27 protein-coding genes are annotated in these 22,940 nt (G+C 37.8%); 3 read left to right on the top strand and 24 right to left on the bottom strand.

The features are described 5' to 3' along the window. Positions 1-419 precede the first annotated feature (419 nt). On the top strand, positions 420-935 hold the full coding sequence (locus MMB69_RS18510) for a GNAT family protein (protein WP_221783867.1): 516 nt from the start codon (positions 420-422) through the stop codon (positions 933-935). A gap of 30 nt (positions 936-965) precedes the next feature. On the opposite strand, the gene MMB69_RS18505 is transcribed toward MMB69_RS18510, so the two are convergent. From MMB69_RS18505 to MMB69_RS18415, 19 genes are all read right to left on the bottom strand, one after another. Next, entirely contained in the window at positions 966-1,697 is a 732-nt protein-coding gene (locus MMB69_RS18505; protein WP_277448170.1) for a sugar phosphate isomerase/epimerase family protein, read from the bottom strand. Positions 1,698-1,798: 101 nt separating this feature from the next. Beyond that, positions 1,799-1,933, bottom strand: coding sequence for a hypothetical protein (locus MMB69_RS18500; protein ID WP_260506668.1), 135 nt, complete (start codon positions 1,931-1,933; stop codon positions 1,799-1,801). 142 nt (positions 1,934-2,075) lie between these two features. Then, a complete protein-coding gene (locus tag MMB69_RS18495; RefSeq protein ID WP_013055640.1) occupies positions 2,076-2,882 on the bottom strand; it encodes a carbohydrate ABC transporter permease in 807 nt (268 codons plus the stop codon). Between the two features lie 68 nt (positions 2,883-2,950). Continuing rightward, positions 2,951-3,805: a carbohydrate ABC transporter permease gene (locus MMB69_RS18490; RefSeq protein ID WP_014461372.1), complete on the bottom strand. Its 855-nt coding sequence runs from the start codon at positions 3,803-3,805 to the stop codon at positions 2,951-2,953. A 72-nt stretch (positions 3,806-3,877) separates the two neighbouring features. Further along, the gene (locus tag MMB69_RS18485; protein ID WP_221783863.1) at positions 3,878-5,155 is read right to left on the bottom strand and encodes an ABC transporter substrate-binding protein; all 1,278 of its coding nucleotides are present in this window, start codon (positions 5,153-5,155) and stop codon (positions 3,878-3,880) included. A 351-nt stretch (positions 5,156-5,506) separates the two neighbouring features. Next, positions 5,507-6,118 carry a flavin reductase family protein gene (locus tag MMB69_RS18480; RefSeq protein ID WP_221783861.1) on the bottom strand — a complete coding sequence of 204 codons (612 nt, stop codon included), beginning with the start codon at positions 6,116-6,118 and terminating at the stop codon, positions 5,507-5,509. Positions 6,119-6,141: 23 nt separating this feature from the next. Beyond that, the gene (locus MMB69_RS18475) at positions 6,142-6,420 is read right to left on the bottom strand and encodes a hypothetical protein (RefSeq protein WP_221783982.1); all 279 of its coding nucleotides are present in this window, start codon (positions 6,418-6,420) and stop codon (positions 6,142-6,144) included. 110 nt (positions 6,421-6,530) lie between these two features. After that, a complete protein-coding gene (locus MMB69_RS18470) occupies positions 6,531-7,799 on the bottom strand; it encodes a 3D domain-containing protein (protein ID WP_269870518.1) in 1,269 nt (422 codons plus the stop codon). A gap of 439 nt (positions 7,800-8,238) precedes the next feature. Beyond that, on the bottom strand, positions 8,239-9,159 hold the full coding sequence (rbsB, locus tag MMB69_RS18465) for a ribose ABC transporter substrate-binding protein RbsB (protein ID WP_013055634.1): 921 nt from the start codon (positions 9,157-9,159) through the stop codon (positions 8,239-8,241). 11 nt (positions 9,160-9,170) lie between these two features. Continuing rightward, entirely contained in the window at positions 9,171-10,130 is a 960-nt protein-coding gene (gene rbsC / locus MMB69_RS18460) for a ribose ABC transporter permease RbsC (protein WP_025749709.1), read from the bottom strand. A gap of 1 nt (position 10,131) precedes the next feature. Next, positions 10,132-11,613 (bottom strand): sugar ABC transporter ATP-binding protein, encoded by a 1,482-nt coding sequence (locus tag MMB69_RS18455; RefSeq protein ID WP_277448169.1) that lies wholly within the window; start codon positions 11,611-11,613, stop codon positions 10,132-10,134. A 14-nt stretch (positions 11,614-11,627) separates the two neighbouring features. Continuing rightward, a complete protein-coding gene (gene rbsD / locus MMB69_RS18450; protein ID WP_269870516.1) occupies positions 11,628-12,017 on the bottom strand; it encodes a D-ribose pyranase in 390 nt (129 codons plus the stop codon). Next, the gene (gene rbsK / locus MMB69_RS18445; protein WP_221813405.1) at positions 12,018-12,896 is read right to left on the bottom strand and encodes a ribokinase; all 879 of its coding nucleotides are present in this window, start codon (positions 12,894-12,896) and stop codon (positions 12,018-12,020) included. Then, the gene (locus MMB69_RS18440; RefSeq protein WP_116742219.1) at positions 12,889-13,878 is read right to left on the bottom strand and encodes a LacI family DNA-binding transcriptional regulator; all 990 of its coding nucleotides are present in this window, start codon (positions 13,876-13,878) and stop codon (positions 12,889-12,891) included. The genes rbsK and MMB69_RS18440 overlap by 8 nt, the downstream gene beginning before the upstream one ends. A gap of 117 nt (positions 13,879-13,995) precedes the next feature. Continuing rightward, a complete protein-coding gene (locus MMB69_RS18435) occupies positions 13,996-14,421 on the bottom strand; it encodes a MarR family winged helix-turn-helix transcriptional regulator (protein ID WP_025749713.1) in 426 nt (141 codons plus the stop codon). A gap of 163 nt (positions 14,422-14,584) precedes the next feature. Then, positions 14,585-15,007 carry a hypothetical protein gene (locus MMB69_RS18430; protein WP_269870515.1) on the bottom strand — a complete coding sequence of 141 codons (423 nt, stop codon included), beginning with the start codon at positions 15,005-15,007 and terminating at the stop codon, positions 14,585-14,587. Between the two features lie 8 nt (positions 15,008-15,015). After that, complete coding sequence (locus MMB69_RS18425) at positions 15,016-15,546, bottom strand: NAD(P)H-dependent oxidoreductase (protein ID WP_014461382.1); 531 nt, start codon at positions 15,544-15,546, stop codon at positions 15,016-15,018. A gap of 18 nt (positions 15,547-15,564) precedes the next feature. Continuing rightward, positions 15,565-17,190 carry a DHA2 family efflux MFS transporter permease subunit gene (locus MMB69_RS18420; RefSeq protein ID WP_153252008.1) on the bottom strand — a complete coding sequence of 542 codons (1,626 nt, stop codon included), beginning with the start codon at positions 17,188-17,190 and terminating at the stop codon, positions 15,565-15,567. A 43-nt stretch (positions 17,191-17,233) separates the two neighbouring features. Continuing rightward, positions 17,234-17,872 carry a biotin/lipoyl-containing protein gene (locus MMB69_RS18415; RefSeq protein ID WP_277448168.1) on the bottom strand — a complete coding sequence of 213 codons (639 nt, stop codon included), beginning with the start codon at positions 17,870-17,872 and terminating at the stop codon, positions 17,234-17,236. 352 nt (positions 17,873-18,224) lie between these two features. On the opposite strand from MMB69_RS18415, the gene MMB69_RS18410 reads away from it, so the two are divergent. Next, a complete protein-coding gene (locus MMB69_RS18410) occupies positions 18,225-18,680 on the top strand; it encodes a MarR family winged helix-turn-helix transcriptional regulator (protein ID WP_016763199.1) in 456 nt (151 codons plus the stop codon). Here the strand turns inward: MMB69_RS18410 and MMB69_RS18405 are convergent. From MMB69_RS18405 to MMB69_RS18385, 5 genes are all read right to left on the bottom strand, one after another. After that, positions 18,658-18,894: a hypothetical protein gene (locus MMB69_RS18405; protein ID WP_269870513.1), complete on the bottom strand. Its 237-nt coding sequence runs from the start codon at positions 18,892-18,894 to the stop codon at positions 18,658-18,660. The genes MMB69_RS18410 and MMB69_RS18405 overlap by 23 nt on opposite strands. A 176-nt stretch (positions 18,895-19,070) precedes the next feature. After that, positions 19,071-19,832: an SDR family oxidoreductase gene (locus MMB69_RS18400; RefSeq protein ID WP_277448167.1), complete on the bottom strand. Its 762-nt coding sequence runs from the start codon at positions 19,830-19,832 to the stop codon at positions 19,071-19,073. Between the two features lie 121 nt (positions 19,833-19,953). Further along, the gene (locus tag MMB69_RS18395) at positions 19,954-20,781 is read right to left on the bottom strand and encodes an aldo/keto reductase (RefSeq protein ID WP_098600160.1); all 828 of its coding nucleotides are present in this window, start codon (positions 20,779-20,781) and stop codon (positions 19,954-19,956) included. A 32-nt stretch (positions 20,782-20,813) separates the two neighbouring features. Next, entirely contained in the window at positions 20,814-21,569 is a 756-nt protein-coding gene (locus MMB69_RS18390) for an IclR family transcriptional regulator (protein ID WP_013081930.1), read from the bottom strand. A gap of 216 nt (positions 21,570-21,785) precedes the next feature. Then, positions 21,786-22,094 (bottom strand): hypothetical protein, encoded by a 309-nt coding sequence (locus tag MMB69_RS18385; RefSeq protein ID WP_277448164.1) that lies wholly within the window; start codon positions 22,092-22,094, stop codon positions 21,786-21,788. A gap of 495 nt (positions 22,095-22,589) precedes the next feature. Between MMB69_RS18385 and MMB69_RS18380 the strand changes: the two genes are divergently transcribed. After that, on the top strand, positions 22,590-22,925 hold the full coding sequence (locus MMB69_RS18380) for a DUF485 domain-containing protein (RefSeq protein WP_034275644.1): 336 nt from the start codon (positions 22,590-22,592) through the stop codon (positions 22,923-22,925). Positions 22,926-22,940: the final 15 nt, after the last annotated feature.

Genomic DNA, 22,940 nt, shown 5'->3' with positions numbered 1-22,940 from the left:
TAATATTTTGTAAGTAAATGAAATATTTTCTTACTTTTATTTTAAGTATGTTTTTTCCAAATGAAAAGTAATTACTCTTTAACCATACTTTTCCTCCAATGATTTTACTTTAAAATGATTCTTTTTTCACTCATTATTTTTCCTTTCCAATAAGCAAAACGTCCTGTTACCTTCTTTATAAATAGACCTTCAAACTTATTGACAAAATTAATGAGTCTTTGTTACCCTTATACACGTTGTGAAAAATTTAAAAGTGAATGTTAAGGAAAGCAGCCGTTTTGATGAACGATCGATCAAATCAGGTTCTTTCCTTTTTATATTTTTACTAAGGTAGATACTTTATAAAGTTTCGCTTTATACACCGTGTTCTCTTTGTCATAGGCGCGTTTAGACCGAAAACAGACGGAAAGGAGTATAAAATGTTTACTCAGCTTACAGAAAAAAAACAAAATGCAGACGAACTAAAAGAAACACTTGATGATTTAGAGTTTCAGCTGTTTCGCATGCAGGATAATTTAAAAGAAATTGCTAAAAAGTATGAAGTTATTGGTGTCGATCAGCCTGAAGATAATCAGTTAGTTATTGTATCGGCACAAAATGACGGAAACGCATGTAAAATTATGCTAAACGAATGCACAAAAGCTTATAGAGGGTCTTGGGATTTTGCTATCGACGGCGTATATGAAGATAATCACACGATTTTTATCGGTGACATTAAAGGGCCTGCTAATAAAGGATATGGCTCTGTATGTATGAATTATTTAAAAGAAGTAGCGGTTGATCAAAATGTTCATGTCATTAAAGGCGATATCGCTGAGCGTGACTGGGATCATCTCGAAAGATTAATTCATTTTTATGAAAAACATAACTTTGAGGTAAATATTGATTATATGAATAAGTGCGGAGAGATTGAATGGACTCCAGCTTATCAATAAAGAAACGAACAGACGCTGTCTGTTCGTTTTTTATTTGATATATGCTAAGCTTTTTTTTATGCTGCTAAGAGGATTTTCTTTGCACTGATCTTGTTCAACAATCCACCATTTTACTCCTGCTCTATGTCCTTCTTGCATTACAGCCTTTACATCTACTCCTCCGGTACCAAGAGGAGCAAAAAATTGCTCGCCGTCTGTTGTCATATCTTTTAAATGGATAAAAGGCGTACGATTTCGATAGTGCTTCATCCACTCCACTGGATCTTCGCCTGCTTTAGTGAGCCAATAAATATCCAGCTCGACGTTTACCTCAGTTTCTTCTAAGATAGTGTGGAGAGCTGACTTTCCAGTTGACAATTTCTTCAGCTCAAAATCATGATGATAGCTAAATGACATGCCTTCTTTTTTACAATACGTATCAATATCATTTAAAGAATCAATAAGTTCGTAATACCCTTTTTCCGTTTGACGTTCAGGCATTAAATAAGGACAAACAATATGTGAATTTCCAACTTGCTGTTCAAAGTGAAGCACTTGCGCTAAATTAGATTCTAATTGTTCAAGCGGCACATGACTAGAAGCTGGATTTAGCTGTAAATCCGTTAACCAAGCTTTTACTTCTTGCGCTGTATGTCCTTCGTACCCTGCAAATTCTACCCCTTGATATCCTAAAGCAGCTACTTTTTGAAGCGTTCCTTTAAAATCTTTTTTCGTTTCTTCACGCAGCGTATAAAGCTGAACTCCTACAGGTATTTCTCCCATCTTCTCTCCCCCTGTTCATTAAGAAAGTGATTGAAATATAGCTAAATCAATCCAATCCAAAGACGAACAAGGTGAATAATTGAACTAGTATGAATTACTTGTTACACAGCTGTTGATTTCCGTTCAAGACTTCGCTTTCCGCGGGCGGCCGGTGAGCCTCCTCGTCGCTTCCGCGCCTGCGGGGTCTCACCTGTTCCGCTTTTCCCGCAGGAGTCTTCGTCCTGCCCTCCAATCAACAGCTAGAAGCAATTAACTACAATTAAACCTACGTTCATCCTAAGAATGAAAAATCCGAACGAATTTGATTCTCGATCAACAATTAAATTCGTTCGGACCCTCCTTTAAATAATATACTTTTATCTCAGCCTCTGCTGATTTTTATTTTACTGCACTTCCAAGCATTCCTGAAATAAAATGACGCTGAAGTGCCAGGAAGAATACAATGATTGGAATGGTTGCAATCGTTACTCCCATCATTACTTGACCGTAATCAATAATCGATAAGCCAATTAAGCTTGAAAGAGCAACTGGCAATGTAGCCATTTCGTTAGATGTAGTCGCAACTAGAGGCCACATAAAGTTATTCCACTGTGTCATAAATAAGAAAATAGCTGCTGCAGCCATAGCAGGCTTCATAGAAGGAAGCACAATAGTTAAAAAGATTCTCATCTCTCCAGCTCCGTCTAAACGAGCTGCTTCAATAAGTTCCGTTGGAAAAGCTAAAAAGTTCTGACGTAATAAAAAGATAGCAAACGGAAAGCACAGCTGCGGAACAATAAGAGCAAAATACGTATCAAGCAAATTAAAATTCGACATCAGCTGAAAAAGCGGAATGAGCGTTGCTTGATATGGAATCATCATAGACAATAAAAGCGTAGTGAAAATTGCGTTTCGGCCTTTGAATTCAAATTTAGATAGCGCATATGCAGCTGTGGAGCAGACCATTAAAGCTACAATCACATACACGACTGAAACAAATACTGAGTTAAAAAAGACGCGCCCTAAATCAATTGAAGCATTTAAATTTTGTAGATTTGTCATAAATTGATCGCCAGGCTTCAGCGTTGGAGGGTTTGTAAACATTTTTCCTGATTCATTCGTAGCGCCGATAATCATCCAGTAAAAAGGAAAAATAGAAATAATCGTGAACAGCCCAAGCATGCTGTATAATCCTATTTTGCGCATGATGTTACTTTTCTTTTTAACCTTAGGCACGGTAGCTACTGCGGTTGCTTCTACTCTCTCTAATACACTCATGATTTATCACCCGTAAATTTAAATTGGAAGAACGTTAAAATACCGACTAATAATACAACAACGTACGCAATGGCTGAAGCATATCCAAAATCAAAATATTTAAAGCCATTTTGATAAATATATAAGCCTAGCGTCATCGTGGAATCAGCAGGGCCGCCTTTTGTTAAGTTAAAAGGTTCGTCAAACAATTGAAGCGTGCCAATTGTTGATAAAATAGTAGCAAATAAGATAACGGGTTTTAATTGTGGAACCGTTACGTGGAAAAACTTTTGAATTCGGTTTGCCCCGTCTAAGTCAGCTGCTTCGTAAACTTCATGAGATAAACTTTGAAGAGCTGCTAGAAAAATAACCATGTTATAACCTGTCCATCTCCAAGTCATCGCAACGATGATTGAGACTTTAGCCCAGAATGGATCTCCCAGCCACTGAATGGCATCGATGCCAAAAAAACCTAAAATAGTATTCATTATTCCTTCATCTTGAAGAATGATTGAAAACAAAATAGAATAGGCAACTAGTGACGTTACTGCCGGCAAGAAAAATGAAACTCGGAAAAAACCTTTTAGTCTTAAAAGCTGACTGTTTAACGCGTTAGCTAGTACAAGTGCTAATAAAATCATTACGGGCACTTGAACGATTAAAATAATGCCGGTATTTCCAAGCGCTTTCCAGAAAATATCATCTCCAAGCAATCGTGTATAGTTTGATAGCCCGGTAAATACATACTTTCCGCCTTCCATGCTCTGAAAGCTTAGAATAAAAGATGAAAAAATAGGGTAGATGGTAAACAGCGCAAACAGCAAAAGTGCTGGAGCAATAAATAAGTAAGGCAATGATTTATTTGTCTTCATGATGACCTCCTAGTACCGCAAGAAGAAGAGATAGAAGGCAATTTTCTAAAAATCACCTTCTATGCTTCTTGATTATTTTTGAATTCGGTTTTCTAAGCGTTTTTGAGCTGCTTCAAGCGAGTCTTTAACGCCCTTACCATTTGTTACTTCTGACACAGCTTTGACTGCTTCACTGTTTGCAACTGAGTAATTGCCCGTAAAGTTAACTGGCTTAATATCTTTCATTTCATCTGCAAATGTTTTCCAAATCGTTTGATTGTTAAAGTACTCATCTTGTGCAGTGAATAATTTTGAAGAATATACGGTATTTAATGATGGGAATAATCCGCCCTTCATCGCTTCTTCTTGAACTTTATCCGTTGTTGAGAAATACTCCATAAATTTGTACGCTTCATCTGCTTTTTGACTAGTTGCTGAAATCACATAGTTGCTTCCGCCTAAGTTAGAAGCACGGTTGCCTCCTTCTTCAAACGACGGTAATAAAAACACTCCCCATTTTCCTTTTAAATCTGGAGCTTGTTGCGTAATAGAACCGGATAGCCAAGCACCAGATGGTGAACTTGCTACTTTACCTTCTGCTAAAGCACTGATTGAAGCATCCCATCCCACTGTATTTTTAACAATGCCTGCTTCTTTTAACTTCTTATTTAATTCCATTGCTTTTTTCGCTTCTTTAGAAGTTAAATTTAATTTTCCTTTGTCATTAAAATAGAACGTACCTTGCTGCGTAAGCGCCATTCGGAATAAGCCATCGTCATTATTAAAATCTAATCCTAATAAATCAACGCCAACTTTTTCTTTAATTTTTTTACCAGCCGCAATGTAATCATCCCATGTTTTGATGCTATTTGGATCTACGCCTGCTTTTTCAAAGTAATCTGTGCGATAGAAAACCCCTGTTGGACCTGCATCAAACGGGAAGCCGTACATGTCTCCATCCTTTGATAAAAGAGCTCTCTTAAACTCTGGAAACTTATCTTCTTGTTTATCGAACCCTTTTTTAGATAGGTTTAAAAATGCTTTTGGAAATGCATCCAAGTATCCTTGGAAACGATCGTCTTCTACTAATACGATGTCAGGAAGACCTTTTCCGCCAGCTTGCAATCCTGTTGTTAATTTTGAATAAACGTCTTCACGTCCCATATCCACTACTTTTAATTTAAATCCTGGATTCTCTTTTTGGTATTCTGCTGCTGCTTTCTTTAATACCGGTACGTTAATATTCCAAGCCCATGCAACAACTTCTTTTCCACCGCTACCACTTGTTTCATTAGCGGACTTTCCTCCGCATCCTGCAAGTACTAGGGTTAAAATGAGTGCAAAACTGATTAAACTAAACCAACGTTTCAATGAATACCCCTCCTATAATCTCGTCTCCTAGCGTGGCAAGTTTTTTTGTAAACGCTCATGACTCTTTCTCGAGAGAATTATTGAAAAATAATTCTGTATATTGAAAGCGTATACAATTTACTTAATCTAAATTATATGAATGAATACCCTTTTCCTCAATGGTAAATATAAAAGGCAAAAACCTTACATTTTTGCCTTTTTCTAAATTGATTTTGTTATTATGGTTTCTATTAACTTTTTCGTTCATGAAAAAAAGCGAATGTACTGTCGTTGTTGAAACAGAACACAATCGCTTATTTAAAAAAATCCAATGTATACTATTTTTTTGCTACATAAGTAACACTTTCTTGCTTATTTGGGACGTTCTAAGGAAAATAATTGCCCCAATTTACTATAGTTAGAACCCGCAAGTCGGCTGACCGGCTTCACACGTTCTGCAGAAACGCGATCGTTTTCTATCACTTTTTCACTAATATGAAACATCACAACTTCACCGATAAACAAATCCGAGCTGTATGCCTCATCCGTTCCTAATGGAACAATTTGGTGAAGCTTACATTCCATCCGAATGCTGGCTTCTTGAATTCCGGGAACCTGCACTTTTTTGCTCGGTGCTAGTGTTAACCCTGTTTCTTCGACTTCACTCACGGAAGAAGGATAAGAAGATGCCGCTTGATTCACTTGTTCCACTAAGTTTTCGTCTACAAGATGAACTACAAATTCTTTAGATGCACTAATATTTTTGGCCGTATCTTTCGTCATTTGACCTTCACTTCTCGAAACCGAAACGGCAATCAGCGGAGGCTCTGCCGCAACTACATTAAAGAAACTAAACGGTGCGGCATTCACTACACCGTCATCATTTTGACTTGTAACAAACGCAATCGGCCGGGGAATGACCACCCCTGTTAACAAATGATAATTGTCTTTTGCACTTTGTATCGCTGGATCGACTATCTTCATTTTACCCACTCCTTTTCTTCCATTTACTTTATTGTATGGTAACGAAAAGAGTATAGATTAGCTAGCAACTTGCTCACCAAACATGCAAAAAAGAGATTGAGACATACCTCCATCCACCTAATCCGAAGACGAACAACTGGGAGTAATGAGCTGGTATAGATCACTTGTGACACCACTGTTGATTTCCATGCAAGGCTTCGCTTTCCACGGGTGGCCGATAAGCCTCCTCGTCGCTTACGCGCCTGCGGGGTCTCATCACTTCTGCTTTTCCCGCAGGAGTCTTCGCCTTGCCCTTCAATCAACAGCTAGAAGCAACTAACTAGATGAAACTACGTTCACTACAACAATAAAAAAATCCGAACGATTCATCGTTCGGATTTTCCTGCAACTAAAATATTTTCAGCCTATTTCTTTAATTTAGCACCGTTACTTTCACTGTACGACGTCCGAATGCTTTTGCAGCTGACTCAGAAGGTACTAATACGTCAATTCGATATCCTTTAATCGCACCGCCCGTATCACCTGCTGTTGCCACTCCGTATCCTTCTACATATACTTTTGAACCTAATGGAATAACGGATGGATCTACCGCAATAATTTTATGAGTGCCTGAACTTACATTTTGTCCAGTGGCTGTTACGCCGCTACATCCTGCACAATTAGCTGTATAAGCTGTTGCTTCTACATACATTTCTTTTCCAGAATGCTTTTGTGTGCTTTCTTCTTTTTTCGTTTCTTTTGCCTCTGAAGAAACGGCTGCTTTCTTCTCTGTAGCCGCAGCTGTTTTTACTTCTTGTTTTGGCTCTGTTTTTACTTCTTTTTTAACCGTTGCTAGTTCAGCTTGACGCTTTGTTTCTGCATCAGCCTCAGCCTTTTCAGCTGCCTGCTGTTTTGCCACTTGCTCAGCTTGCTTTTGAGCTGCTTCTTTTTCTTTTGCAATCTTATCTTGAATGCCTGTTAATTCAGACTGAAGGCTTGCTTTTTCTGAAGAAGCTGCATCAATTTCATTTACGACCGTGCTGTACTTTTCTTGCATAGTTGTTAACGTTGCTGTTTGTTTGGCAACGTTTTTATCTAATTCAGCTTGTTTAGCCGCTAAGCTACCTTTTGCTGCTTCTAATACTTTTTCTTGCTTATCAATTTCTTTTTTATCTTTTTCAATTTGATCTAAATCATTTTGATGCTGCTTTAAAATATCATTATCTGCTGACAATAAAGTTGTGACAGCACCCATACGTGCAACAAAATCTCCAAAGTTATCAGCATTCATTAATGTATCAATAACAACGCTTGTTTTATCGTCTTGCTGCAAAGCAACTAATCGATTTTCAATAATATCTTTACGACTTAACACTTTTTCCTGAAGCAAAACAATTTCTTTTTTCTTTTTCTCAATCATTTTGTTCGCTTCTGAAATCTGCTTTTCAGTCGATGCTAACTCTTTTTTATTGCTAGAGATTACTGTATGTAATGAATTTAATTGTGATTGAATGTTTTGAACATCTGAATTGATAGACTGTTTCTCTTTCTCTTTTTGTTGAACAGCCTTTTCTGTTTCTTTAATTTTATTTTCAGTACTCTGGAGCGCTTCTTCATTCGATTGGGCGTGAGTCTCTGTGATGCCGGTCATGAAGAAAATTCCTGTGACTGCTGCAAGAGTCATACGCTTAAAAATTTTCATAAAGTAATAGTCCCCTTTCCTCATAGACATAGTTATACCATAAAAAACTATCTGTTTATGTTACAATACAGTTAAAAGTTTCCCATAATCTGTATAACCAAGAATCTCTTTCTGGGAATTCATCACCAAAATCCCTTGATAGAGAGGTTTACTGTTTATTAAAAAAGATATATTTTTGTCATAAACAGGGCAAAATTGCTCTTTAAAAATAGAAATAAACGCTTATTATTACAGGTATATTACAAATTTTTCACAGAAAATTATGTGTTTTACCGTCTTTTTTCGGTGTTTTTTACTTTTTATTACATAAATTCCACCTACATAATTACTACACTATTTATAAAGTTGTGACTTTTTCACTTCTTTTTTACACTTTATATACATAAAAAGACGCCCATAAATCAAATGAGCGTCTTTTTTCTAAACACATATAAAACCATTATTTGTCAGAGGTTACTAGTTTTAAAGGCACTGGAATTTGCTTATCTACCTTTTTGCCTTGAAGAACATTTTTAGCAGACTTTACGGCAAGTTTACCAATTAAAACAGGCTGCTGGGCTACAGTTGCTCCTAGCTTCCCTTCTTTTACCGCTTTAATTGCATCGTCGTTTCCATCAAACCCTACTACTAGCACATCTTTTCCTGAGCTGTTAATCGCTTGAATAGCTCCTAATGCCATTTCATCATTATGAGCAAATACGGCTTTGATACCAGGATTTCCTTGAAGAACATTCTCCATAACGTTTAAGCCTTTTGTACGGTCAAAATCAGCCGACTGTTTAGCCGTAATATCTAGCTTTTGATCTGCAACGTTGTGGAACCCTTTTCCTCTTTCACGAGTTGCTGAAGCTCCCGGCACGCCTTCAAGTTCTGCTACTTGAGCTTTCTCCCCTACTTTTTTTACAATGTAATCAGCAGCCATTTGACCACCTTTTACATTATCTGAAGCTACCAGTGTTTCTACTTTTCCTTTTTCTGCTGAACGATCTAGCGTAATAACTGGAATGCCTACATTATTAGCCGATTGTACAGCTGTTGAAATAGCAGCTGAATCCGTTGGGTTAATAAGCAGAATGTTAACACCTTGCTGCATTAAATCTTCTACATCGTTAATTTGTTTTGCTGAATCATTTTGAGCATCTACTACAACTACTTCCATGCCCAGTTTTTTTGCTTCTTTTTGTACCCCTTCTTTTAGCGAAACAAAGAACGGATTGTTTAATGTAGAAACGGATAAACCAATTTTAATATCTTTTAAATTTTTACTTTCAGATGGTTTCGCCCACTCAGGAGGCTGAAGTGAACAAGCCCCTAACAGTAATAATGAAAATGATAATAGCACGAGCCAAATTTTCTTCATGTTTTTCCCTCCTAAGCTGACTTTTTGCGATCAATTAATACCGCGATTAAAATAACAATTCCTTTTACGACCATTTGGTAAAACGACGAAACGCCGAGTAAGTTCAAACCGTTGTTTAACGTTCCGATAATCAGCGCACCAATTAATGTTCCAACAATGCGTCCACGTCCTCCAGAAAGGCTTGTTCCACCTAGCACTACTGCAGCGATAGCATCTAACTCGTAAGACGTACCTGCCGTTGGCTGAGCAGAGTTCAAACGAGAAGTCAAAATCGCTCCTGATAGCGCTGCCAATAATCCTGCTAGTGAGTAGATCATAACCTTAACTTTTGGTACTTTAATTCCTGAAATAAATGCTGCTTTTTCATTTCCTCCGATTGCATATGTTCTGCGGCCAAACGGCGTTTTATGCAAAATCACCCATAGGACAGCAAACGCTAGTACCATCGTAATTGCCGGAACAGGAATACCTAGAAAATAGCCGCGGCCAAATAACTGGAAGTAATAGTTTTCACCTAAGCCCGTAATCGGATTTCCATCTGTATAAACAAGCGTTAACCCTCTAAAAATTGTCATCGTCGCTAGCGTTGCAATAAACGGCGCCATTTTTCCTTTTGTAATAAGCAAGCCGTTAATCATACCCATTACAGCTCCTAACACACATCCTATTAAAATAGCTAAAATAGGATCTACACCTGACACAATCATACCTGCCATTAACGCACTTGATAAAGCAAGTATAGAGCCAACCGATAAATCAATTCCGCCCGTTAAAATGACAAATGTCATACCGAATGCAATCAAGGCATTAATGGCTACTTGACGCAGCAAGTTTAAAATATTTAAAGGTTCTAAAAAGCTTGGATTTAAAATTGATACAATGACAATAAGAATAAATAGACCTAGTAACGGACCTAGCTTTTGCATCACGTTATCAACGCGATTTTCTTTTATCGCTGTGTTTGCTTTCATTTTACTGACCTCCTGTTGCAAATGTCATAATTTTTTCTTGAGTTGCTTCTTCACTTGTCAGTTCACCTGTTATTTTTCCTTCATGCACAACCAAAATGCGATCGCTCATGCCGAGTACTTCCGGAAGCTCTGAAGACACCATGATAATAGCCACGCCTCTGTCTGTCAGTTCATTCATAAGCTGATAAATTTCACGCTTTGCCCCGACGTCAACTCCTCGCGTTGGTTCATCTAAAATCAGCACTTTTGGTCCAATGCCAATCCATTTGGCAATAACTACTTTTTGCTGATTGCCTCCCGATAAGTTACCAGCACTCGTCTCAGACGACTCGGTTTTGATCGTTAAACGTTTAATAAGCAAATCTACAAATTGCTGCTCGCTTTTTTGTTCAATAAAACCTTTTGGCGAAAAGCTAAATAGACTTGGAAGCGCAATATTTTCTCGAATAGAAAAATTCAGGACGAGCCCTTCTGTTTTACGATCTTCTGTAATGAACCCGAGACCTAATTTAATGGCTTGGTCGGGCTTTGTGATACTGACCCGTTTGCCATTTAAGATAATTTCGCCTTTTTCTAATGGATCAAGCCCGAAGATAGCGCGCATAATTTCAGTTCTGCCAGCTCCCATTAGCCCCGCAACACCGACAATTTCTCCTGATCGCACCGAAAAATGAACGTCATGAAATACACCTTTTCTCTCCAAGCCCTTTGCTTCAAATACAACGTCTCCCTTAGGAGATGTCCTAGCAGGAAATCGATCCGTTAGCTCTCTTCCTACCATTTTTCGAACAACGTCATCGAAGCTGGTTTCTGGAATCGGCTTTTTGTCTACCGTCTGTCCGTCACGCATGACCGTAATGGAATCACAAATAGCGAAAATCTCTTCCATACGATGTGAAATATAGACAATCGATACACCTTGTTTTCGCAGCGCATTAATTACGTCAAATAACTTTTGAATTTCTCTTTCAGTAAGCGCTGCGGTTGGCTCGTCCATGATAATAACTTTTGCATTCGTCATCAGCGCTTTGGCTATTTCAATCATTTGCTGCTGTCCGACAGAACAAAGTCCCGCTTCTTGATCAAGAGGAATGGTCACAGCTAATTTTTCAAACTGCTTCTTTGCTAACGCTTTCATTTCTTTTGTTTTTAAAAAACCTAAAGGCGTTTTTAATTCTTTGCCGATAAATAAGTTCTCAAGCACCGTCATTTCAGGCCAAACGTTCAGCTCTTGATGAATAAATGTAATTCCGTTTTGTTCTGCTTCTTTTGGATTTTGAAAATACGTCTCTTTGCCATCAATCAGAATCTGTCCTTCATCTTTTTTATGAAGGCCGGTTAAAATATTCATCAGCGTAGATTTCCCCGCTCCATTTTCACCCATTAGTGCGTGAACTTCACCTTCATGTAATTCAAAATCCACGCCTCTTAGTACACGGTTGGCTCCAAAGGCTTTATGAATCCCTCTCATTGCAATATGCATGCTGTTCACCTCTTTTAAAAAATAACTCCCGCTTGTAAAATGCAGTTTGCATAAGGAGTTGCTTCTCCTGTACGAATCACAACTTTCGCTTTGCTTGTCAGCATTTTTAATTGTTCATGCGATACTTCTTCTACTAAGATGTTTTGCTCTTCCATCAACTCGTAAGCCTTTTGATTTCTTTCTTTCATTTCAGAAGCAATCACTATTTTTTCTGTAGCCATATCTTCTAACACAGCTACTACTACCTCTTCAAAGCTAGGCACTCCTAGCTTTAAAGATAAATCAATTTTAGGCACGTCACTCGGAACAGGTAACCCTGCATCTGCAATGACAATAGTGTCTGTATGACCTAGATCTGTTAGTATTTTCGTAATATGACTGTTAATCATTCCGTGACGTTTCATTTACAGACTCTCCTCCACTTCTTTTCGAGTCGGCATACCGCCTTGTGCACCAAATTTAGTGACAGATAGCGAAGCTGCACGATTAGCAAACTGAATTCCTTTTTCAAAACCCATTCCTTCGGCAAGTGCCACGGCAAGCGCTGCGTTAAATGTATCTCCTGCTCCTGTTGTATCAATCGTTTCTACTTGATAAGAAGGAACCAATACTTCTTTCTCGCCGTTAAAATAGCGTACACCTTGTTTTCCTTCTGTAATAAACAATTTATTTGGATACTGTTTTAATACTTCTTCTTTTTCTTTTCCTTCAAATAAAAGCTCTGCTTCATGTTCATTTGGAGTGATGTAAGAAACTTGTTCAATCACTTCTGCTTTTAATGGTCTTGCAGGCGCTGGATTTAGCAAAAGCGGTACTTTAAGTTCCTGACAAAGCTGAGCAACATATTCAACCGTTTCTTCTGGAATCTCTTGCTGAATAAGTACGATATCCGCTTCTTTAATTTTTTCTTTTGCTTTTTCTACGTAGTCTGGAGTAATATAATCGTTTGCTCCTTTGACAACTACAATGCTGTTGTCTCCTTCAGCCAGTATAATGTGAGCTGTTCCGCTTTCTGAACCTGTAACCGGTTTCATATTTTCCACAGATACACCGTTTGATTTGAAATTCTCCAGGATTGCTTTTCCATAATGATCTTCGCCCACACACCCAATCATGCTCACATCAGCTCCAAGACGGGCTGCTGCAACAGCTTGGTTCGCTCCTTTTCCTCCCGGAACGGTTTTAAATGATTGTCCTAACACTGTTTCTCCAGCTCCAGGACGGATATTTGATGTTACTACTAAATCCATTGATGAACTTCCAATCACAGTTACTTTAGCCATGTTCCTCAACCTTTCGTGTCGTATTTCGTTCAATAAACGTAACGGGTAGTTGTACTTGCTTTTGAATTAAAGGTTCTTTCTTAATGCATTTCATTAACAGACATGCTGCTTGCTTGCCCATTTCATAAGCAGGCTGACGAATTGTAGACAGCGCTGGAAACGAAAAGCGGCTTTGCGGAATATCATCAAAACCAATTACTTGTAGATCATCAGGCACGCTTTTTTCTAATCTAAATGCCTCGTGTAAAACGGCTGTGGCTACAATGTCATTACTTGCAATAATCCCGTCCGTTTCCGGGTACTTTTGAAAGATTTCCTTTGCCCATTTCTGCGCATCGTCAAACGCTAGAGAATTTGTATTTAATACGTAAAAGTCTGCATCAGACTGACTCAAAACAGACAGAGAGCCTTGAAAACGTTCCTGAGCAGGCTTTACATTTACTGGACCTTTGATAAGTGTAATTCTTTTACTTCCTCTTTTGATTATTTCTTCTGCAGCAAGTTTTCCACCTTCAAAACCATCAGCATAAACGGATGGATACTGATCAGAACTTCTATCTAAAAACACGACGGGAAATGTAAGACCTTCATATAGTTTCTGAGCTAGACTTGTTGTTGCCGTGATCATCCCTACTACATGGTTTTGCGTAAACGTTTGGAGATAGGTTAATTCTTTCTCTAACTGCTCATCACTATTGCCAAGAATTAAACGAAATCCATGGCTATGTACTTCATCTTCTATTCCTCGTGCAAGCTGAGGGAAAAAAGGGTTTGTAATGTCTGGAAGCAAGAGACCAATCAAACGCGATTCACGTGTATAAAGCGAACGGGCTACCTCGTTAGGGCTGTAGTTTAATTTTTGAATTGTATTCATTACTCGCACACGCGTGTCTTCTTTTACATATCCTGTACTGTTTAAAACGCGCGAAACGGTCGCAACGGACACGCCTGCTTCTTTTGCTACATCGCGAATTGTTACCACTTTATTTCCCTCCCTTCATATATGTAACCGTTTACACAAATGATAACATGGAAAAGTGAAGATGACAATCTTTTTATCAAAAAAAAATCACTTCATTAAGAAGTGATTTTTCTTTCATTAGATATTAGCGTCTAGTTTCTTAAATAATTTCAAAAATTGCTCTTGATCTTTCGGTTCATAGCAAGAAAAGAAATGAGCAATCATCTTTTGCACAATTTCATTTGCTTCTTCAATCACTTGTTCACCTTTAGCTGTTAACTCAATGTTTACTTTACGGCGATCCTCTTTAGAGTGATAGCGTGAAACTAACTCTAAGTCTATTAAACGATTAATAACAGGAGTAATTGCACTAGGCTTTACGCGCATCTCTTCTGCCAGCTTGGTTACTCCAATGTGATTGCACTTACCGATAATTAATAAGATATGATATTGAAAAGGTGTAATCCCTTGTGAAAGTAACCTTTCTTTTATCTCTGTCATTACCTTTTTGTTAAGGGATATCGAAATTCTCTGGACCTCTTCAATAAATGTGAGCTGTTCCATGTTTTGACGTCCCCTTTCTTATAATCAGGGAGTCGATGGTTAACATGTCAGCCCCCTGCTGCACTCCAAGCGAAACCGAACCTGGGGAGAGCGGCTGGTTTCGCAGAATGCTTATAACCTATTTTCTATCTATTTTATTCCGTACTATTATAATAGAAGAAACTCATTCACTATCGTTTTTCTTAAACGATCTTAAAGCCTTACGAAAAGCGTCATCATTCATAACGTCACGTTCTTCTTTTGTAAAAACGGTGTCGTCTTTTTCGCCTTCTCTAAACTTTTGCAGCACTTGACGATACATATCATCGTTCATGACATCTTTTTCTTTCTTATGTCTAGATGTTCTCGTTTCCGTCTTAGCCTGCGGCTCTTTTGGCTCTTCTTTTGGTGTTTCTTTTGGTGCTGCAGGTTTTTTTTCTGCCACTTTTTTCTCTTCTACTTTTGGCTCTTTAGAAGCATTTGAAGCAGCCGCTTCTTTTTTAGGTGGAACTGTGCGCTGGCGCTTAGAAGATGATGCTTTAGCATTCATTGTAATAATTAGTACAACCAGAATCACAGCTACAACGATCAGTAAAATACCTAACATACTGTCACCTACTGTCCTTGTGTCATTCGTTTAGTCACTTGAACAACACGTTCTCCTAACGCTTTACCTAGCGCTTGGTCGTTCTCTGTTAATAATTCGTCACCTTCGATTGGACAAGTAATTCCCACACCGTAATAAGTACCGTACAGCGCATTTTCTGGAATGTTACCTGGTAAGCCAGCGATAACCATTCCTTGATGAAGCATCGGTGTAATTAAATTTAAAAGCGTTGCTTCTAAGCCACCGTGCGTTGTAGCTGTTGTACAGAACACCGCACCTACTTTATCGATTAATTTACCTTCTGCCCATAAATAACCTAATTTATCAATCCACGTTTTTAACCCTGAACTGATTGTTCCAAAATGCCCTGGGCAGCCCCAAATAATAGCATCCATTTCAGGCAGTTCACGTACATCTGCTTCTTCTACATGCTTTACATATACAGTTGCTTCTCCAGACAGCTCAGCGCCAGAAGCAATCGCTTTGGCTAATGCCTCTGTATGTCCGCCTTCACTATCATATACGATACAAATTTTCATCCTTTATCCCTCCGTTGCTTATGAGTTCATATCTTTTGGTGCCGGTAACATACGAATATCTTCTGTTGTTTCTTTTTCTATTTCTTCCACTTCGACTACTGGATCTTTACGAACATCACGTAGGAAGAAACTTAAAATCAATCCAATAATGGCAATGATAACTGTCCAGTAAAATGCGTCGTTAATCCCTTGTACAGTTGCTTGCGCCTGAACTTTTCCAGCTAAAGTTGTTAAAGCTTGTTTTTGCGCCTCTGTTTGAGAAAGATGAAGCGTTTGAGCAATCTTTTGCACAAATACCTGGAAGTTATTCATAAAGAATGGATCAGATGTATTCATTGAACTGCTCATTTCATTTACATGATATGTTGTGCGATTTGTAAAGATTGTAGTCATTAAACTGATACCGATTGAACCACTAACCTGACGAAGCGTGTTCGACATAGATGTACCATGGCTGCTTAATTTTGCCGGCAGCTGATTTAATCCAGCTGTCATAATTGGCATCATTAATAATGACATACCGAATGCACGGATCATATAAATAATAACAATATGACTAAACGGTGTTTCTAACGTTAATTTTGTAAATTCAAATGTTGTTACAACCGTAATCAACATCCCGACAATCCCTAGTGGACGCGGTCCTAATTTATCAAACAGCGTACCAGAAATCGGTGACATGACTAACATAACAAGTGCACCAGGCAAGATTAATAAGCCTGAGTCAAACGCTGAATAGCCACGGATGTTTTGCAAATAAATCGGTAATAAGAACATACCAGCATACATGCTGATCGTAATGGCAATACTGATGATATTAGATAATGAGAAAATATTGTATTTAAATACTCTCACATCAAGTAATGGACTTTTAAGTCGAAGCTGCTGTACGACAAAGATAATTAATAAGACAATACCACCAATCATCGTTGATAATACAACTGAGTCCGTCCATCCATCATTTCCAGCTTCACTGAAGCCGTATAAAAGCAAGGCCATACCTGCCAGAGATGTAAACACAGAAATTAGATCTACTTTTACATTTTGAGGCGGTTTAATATCTTTTAATTTAAAAGCTGCAATAATAAGTACAAGCGCGCCTAATGGCACCATTCCCGTAAATAAAATATGCCAGTCATAGTTTTGAATAACCCATCCTGAAAGCGTCGGTCCAATTGCAGGAGCGAACATCATGGCTAAACCAAAGATACCCATTCCTTTTCCGCGCATATGAGGAGGGAAAATAAATACGATAATGGTCATAACTAGAGGTGCTAGTACGCCACCGCCGACTGCTTGAACAAGACGACCAATTAGCATAATTGAGAAAGTCGGCGCGATTCCGCAGACAAGCGCTCCAATTGTAAAGCAGGCCATCGCAAATAAGAATAAGCGACGAACGCCAAAACGTTCAATTAAATACGCTGATAATGGAATAAGTGCACCATTTACAAGCATATACCCTGTAAGCAACCACTGTGCCGTATTAGCCGTAACGCCAAATTCTGTAATCAGATGCGGGATCGCAACGTTTAGCAGCGTTTGGTTTAAAATTGCCAAGAACAATCCAAGCATAAGTACGACTAGCAGCGGAATATGTTTTTTAACTGAGTGTTCCTCTGTTTGTATCGTGTTTGCTGACATCAGTTCCTTCCTCCTTTCTTCTCTTCTTAATCATTGTACGCTCTTAGTTTTTAGAGATTTTAACTTCTGCGTTCATACCTGGTAGTACGTTTTCAGAGTAGTTAGAAATAGAGATTTTAACAGGAACTGTTTGTGATACTTTAGTATAGTTTCCGTCTGAATTAGAACTTGGCATTAATGAGAAAATTGAGTTTGTTGCATAACCGATTTCTTCTACTTTTCCATCGATTGTTGTTTTAGTATCTCCGTCAACTGTTACATCAACGTCATCGCCAGCTTCAATATCTTTTAATTTGTCTTCTTTAATGTTTGCAATGATGAATAAGTTATTCATATCTACTTCGCTAGCAATTTGTTGACCAGCTTGAACCATTTGATTTTCTTTTACTTGTGTTTTGATGATTTTACCGTCTTCTGGTACTGTAACTGTTTTTTCTCCTTCTTCTGATTGGATTTTAGCTACCTCATCGTCTTTTGAAACATCTTTACCTTCTTCAACGTTCCAGCTTGCTACTTTACCTGCCGCTGGCGCTACTACTGTATAAAGGTCGCCGGACACTTTTGCATTGTCTGTGGATACATAATTAGATTTTTGAATATAATAGTATCCCCCACCAATAATTAAAGCTAATACTACAATAATTCCGATAAAGTTCATTAAAATTAAACGCCCTCTTGACATTTATTTTACCTCCTTAATATTTCATTCAGTTAAGTATTACGCTAGATAACTTTATCACAAAGATATTTAGTTGTAAATAACTTTGATTTTAATTTATTTTTAAAACTAAACATTTATGTTTCATAAAGTTTTCCCGACTGAATACTTTACTACATCTTTAACTGAAATACAACTTAAAAGTTTTGGTTTCTTTACAAGTACTTTACTTTACTTTAAAGTTAGATATATAAGCATAGGGTTATACACAAAAACAGCTCCTTTTTTTGGAACAAACTCCCTATATACATAAACCACAATAGGTAACTAGCAGCAATTGTTTAACACCTATAATGATAAAGAAAAGGTGATTATAATGGATCAGCAGTTAATAGATAAACTAGAAAAACTTGACCAAGTTAAAACCTCATTATTTGAACTCAAGCGAAAGCTCTTGGAAGATAAAATCAGTGAGCAGCCCTATAATTTGACCATTACAAAATTTTTAATTCTAAAATTCATTGGAGTCAGCTCTAAACGTATGGTAGCCGAAATTTCTTCAAATCTAAAGCTAACTTCCGGGGCTACTACCATTTTATTAAATCAATTAGAAGATGATGCGCTCATTAAGCGCGTACGTGACCAAAAAGACCGCCGAATTGTATGGATATCCTTAACAGAGGCTGGCGAAACATTAGTGAACTATGTAATTGAGCAGCGAAATTTATTTTGGCAAGACATGCTTTTTGCTCTAACTCCTGAAGAACAGGATGAGTACCTCCGCATGCTTGAAAAAATGGAAAAACGTATTAGACAAACTGTGGATCGTTAATGATAAAAAGAGGCTGAGACATAACGAGATGAATCCAATCTAAAGACGAACAAATGGGAGACATGAGCTGAACCGCTTGTGACCCCGCAGTTGATTTCCGTGCAAGACTTTGCTTTCCGCGGGCGGCCGCTGAGCCTCCTCGTCCCTTACGCTCCTGTGGGGTCTCACCTGTTCCGCTTTTCCCGCAGGAGTCTTCGTCTTGCCCTCCAATCAACTGCTAGCAGGACCTAAACAGGTGAAGCCTACGTTTACCCTAACGAAAAAACGAACCACTAATCAAAAATTTTGATCAATGGTTCGTTTTTCACTTCGTCTAAAATACTTTTGTCCCAGCCTCTTTTTATGATGTGCTACTATTGACGAGTTTAGGAAGCTTTTTGTTTGCTGCCTTTAAAATTCAGGATTATTTTTCAAAAATCCATTCCAAGCCTGTGCTGTAGCTTTCTCAATTTCTTCTTTGGAAGCATGAAGCCTCTTAGCGCTATCTCCATAGCCAATTTCGATTTTACCTTTTTTCAATTCTTCAAATATCGAATCAGCAAAGTCATTAAGCGGTGCTCCAAATGTATGAAGTCCCGGTCCTCCTAAATCCGTGTTCACGGCTGGAGGAAGAATTTCTATCACTTCGGTATTTGTTTTTTCTACTTGATGTCTTAGACTAATCGTAAACGACCTTAACGCCGCTTTTGTTGCGCTGTAGATTGGCACCCATACTCCAGGTGTTAAAGACAGCCCGGAAGTTACGTTAATAACCGCAGCACGTTCTTGTTGAACGAAATGAGGAATCAATAACGACGTTAAATGAATAGGAGCACTTACATTACTCATTAGTTCTTTTTCGTAATACTGCCACTCTTCGTGTATGTGTAAAAGATTTACGCGCTGCTGAATGCCTGCATTATTCACAATAACATTTAATTTCGGGAATCTTTCAGTCGCCCATTTTACTAGCTCTACTCTGCTTTCTTCTATTGATACATCGCACACTTTTGTATGTAATGAAGGGAATTTTTCTTTTGCTTCTTGCAGCTTTGACTCCCTTCTTCCACAAATAATAACTTCATTTCCTTCATTTAAAAACCGTTCTGCAAGCGCCAACCCAATTCCTGATGCTCCGCCCGTAATCAAAATAGTGTTTCCTGACATTTTCATTACTTTTCCTCCTCGTTTAACCATCACATTTCCTATTTAATAAACAAAGCGCTACTGCATGAATGACAATAGCGCTTTGTTTATTATTTATCTTACAAGACGTTTTAGTCTTGCTTTAAAATTAAAAGTCAAAGTTATCTGGATCTGGACCTACGCGATGATTTTGATTTAATGCGTTAATTTTTTCAACTTCTTCTGCATTTAATTCAAAATCAAATACATCTGCATTTTGGATAATACGATGTTCTTTTGTTGACTTAGGAATAGTTACTACTTCGTTTTGTAAGTCCCAGCGTAAGATAACTTGAGCAGTTGATTTTCCGTGCTTTTCAGCAATTTGAGTTAATACTTCGTTATCAAGCAGCTCACCTTGTGCAAGCGGTGACCATGCTTCCACTTGGATTTCTTGTTTTTTACAGTATTCACGCACTTCTGTTTGTGTTAAAAGTGGATGAAATTCGATTTGGTTTACCATCGGCTTAACTTCTGCATCTGCAATTAAGTCTTCTAAATGATGAACTTGGAAATTCGATACGCCGATTGCACGAATTTTCCCATCTTTATAAAGCTTTTCAAGTGCTTTCCACGTATCTTTATACTTGCCTTCAACTGGCCAGTGAATTAAGTATAAATCTAAATATTCAAGACCTAGCTTGTTTAAGCTTGTTTCAAATGCTTGAATAGTTGTGTCATATCCTTGATCTGCATTCCACACTTTTGATGTAACAAATAGTTCTTCGCGAGAAACACCTGATTCTTTGATCGCTTGTCCCACGCCTTCTTCATTTTCATAAATTTTAGCCGTATCAATGCTTTTATATCCAGCTTTGATTGCATATTTAACTGAATCTACAACTTCTTGACCATCTTCTACTTTATAAACACCTAAACCTAACCAAGGCATTTTAACGCCGTTTGCTAAGGTCGTCGTTGACTGTAAGTTTTCCATGTTGCTGTTCATCCCCTTTTTTTACTATTGAATTATTCGTAAAGAGTAATTGCTTGTGAAATTTGTTCTGCGCACTGTTTGACAAGTGCAGCATGTTCTTCGTCTTTCTCTTGTGAAATACGAAAGGATGGACCTGATAAAGCAATAGCCGCCATTATTTTTCCTTTTCTGAAAATAGGGGCTGCAATACAGCGAACGCCAGGCTCCCGTTCTTCATCATCGACAGCATATCCTCTTTCCTTACTTAAAGCCAAATCAGCTTCAAGCTCGTCCAGCTCGGTGATCGTTCGATCTGTATAAGCTTCAAGCGAAAGTTCATGAAGAATAGATTTTTGTACGCTGTCCTCTTGATAAGCAAGAATACACTTTCCAATAGCATTTGCATGAAGCGGCTTTTTATTTCCTACTTCGGAATGCGTACGAGTGCTATATTGCCCGTTGACCACCTGAGTTGTAACCATTTGTTTATGATGGAGAATTCCCGCGTAAATGGTCTCTTTGGTCTCTTCACTCAGCTTCTGCATAGCAGGAACAGAGAGCCAATTCATTTCATAGTTCGTATGCATCGTATTTTGCACGAGTGCCAGCACCAGTTGTGGTGAAACCGTATAGCGGTTAGACGGGTTTCTTACAATAAATCCATTTTGCTCAAGCGTGCTCACAAGACGATACATCGTACTCTTATTAAAACCGAGCGCTTCCATCATTTCTGGAATAGTCATATTCGGACGGTTTAAAAGCAAAGAGAAGATATCTAATCCTTTTTTTAAAGTTCCAACCTCGGACATGCCCTTCTTCCTCCTTTTATCCGAACAACAATTTTATTATAAAACAAAGCTCTTTATCGTATCAAATAAGGAAACTCCACTAAGTTATTTTCCCTATATGAGAGAATACATGACATAATTGTTCTTCTTAATCTATTCCACTGTTTTTTCTATTTAAACATAAAAAAAGCCTTAACAATAGAATTTTTTTACAATTTTTGAAATTAGTTTTTCTTTTCACTCGTTAACTTCTTCAAATCGCTTCAGCTGCTCCAGCTGATTTTCCTTTTTCATAATTTCTTTCTGACGCTCGCCTAGTAAATCGAAATGAGGATAGCCGGATCGATTATCAATATACTCAGCGGGAATACCATACTTTTTTCCCCACTTAATCAGCTTATTTAGGTCACTGCAACCTACTTTTGTTACGGTAGTTGCATGTGGAAAACGCTCATCAAGCCAATAATGAGTTAAAAATGCGATCTCTCCTCGCTTAACAGCTGCTTTCCATGCGTTTAGTTCCGGGCGTTTAATTCCAAATGCCATTCTTTCACCTTTTCTCTTTTATATAAGTAGTCACGTTATTTGTATACTATAAAGAAAAAATATCATTCATATAGAAATCTTTCATAATATCTTGTCTATTTATAACCATCTCTAAATAATAGCTTATTTTCTCAACCTGTTTCCTCTCTAAGCATTATTGCGTGCTTATGATTTTATCATCATCTTCTCTTATTTTTCAAAAGATCAAACAAACAAATAACGTTTAAATAATAAAGAAAAGCCTTATATAAAAGAAACTAAGGATTAATTTCAACATTTCTTTTGCGAACGATTTTTCCTTTGTATTGAATGTTGTTCTTTTTTATTATGGCAGTATGCATTTATTGTGAACCTTCAGTATATTAAAAAACTTACACAGTTACCATTCTCACAAAAAGACAGAATTTACTTTTTATTCCGAAAATAATATAATTCAAGTGATATGAAGCTTTTCGCTTCATCTATTTATTATCAAAGGGGGAATTCCGCTTGGCGATGAATGAAAATTCTTTAAAGAAGGTAAACAATGCTTCTTCCTCTCCTGATTACACAGAAATTGTACAGTCTGCTTCATTTCAAAAGCTCTTGAAACAAAAACGCAATTTTATTTTACCGCTCTCTCTGTTTTTTCTTGCTTTTTATTTTACCTTGCCTATCTTAACGGCTTACACAACCGTCCTAAACAAACCAGCTTTTGCTTCTATGACCTGGGCGTGGGTATTTGCTTTTGCACAGTTCGTGATGACTTGGACCCTATGCATTCTATACACAAAAAGAGCCTCGAAATTTGATGAACTTGTTGACACGATTAAAAAAGAAGCTGCAAATTAAATAGGGGGTTAAATG

This window comes from Priestia sp. P5 (assembly GCF_029522155.1).
Lineage (GTDB): Bacteria > Bacillota > Bacilli > Bacillales > Bacillaceae_H > Priestia > Priestia megaterium_E.
Note: the sequence above shows the minus strand (reverse complement) of the source record. Positions and strands in the feature narration are given on the sequence as shown.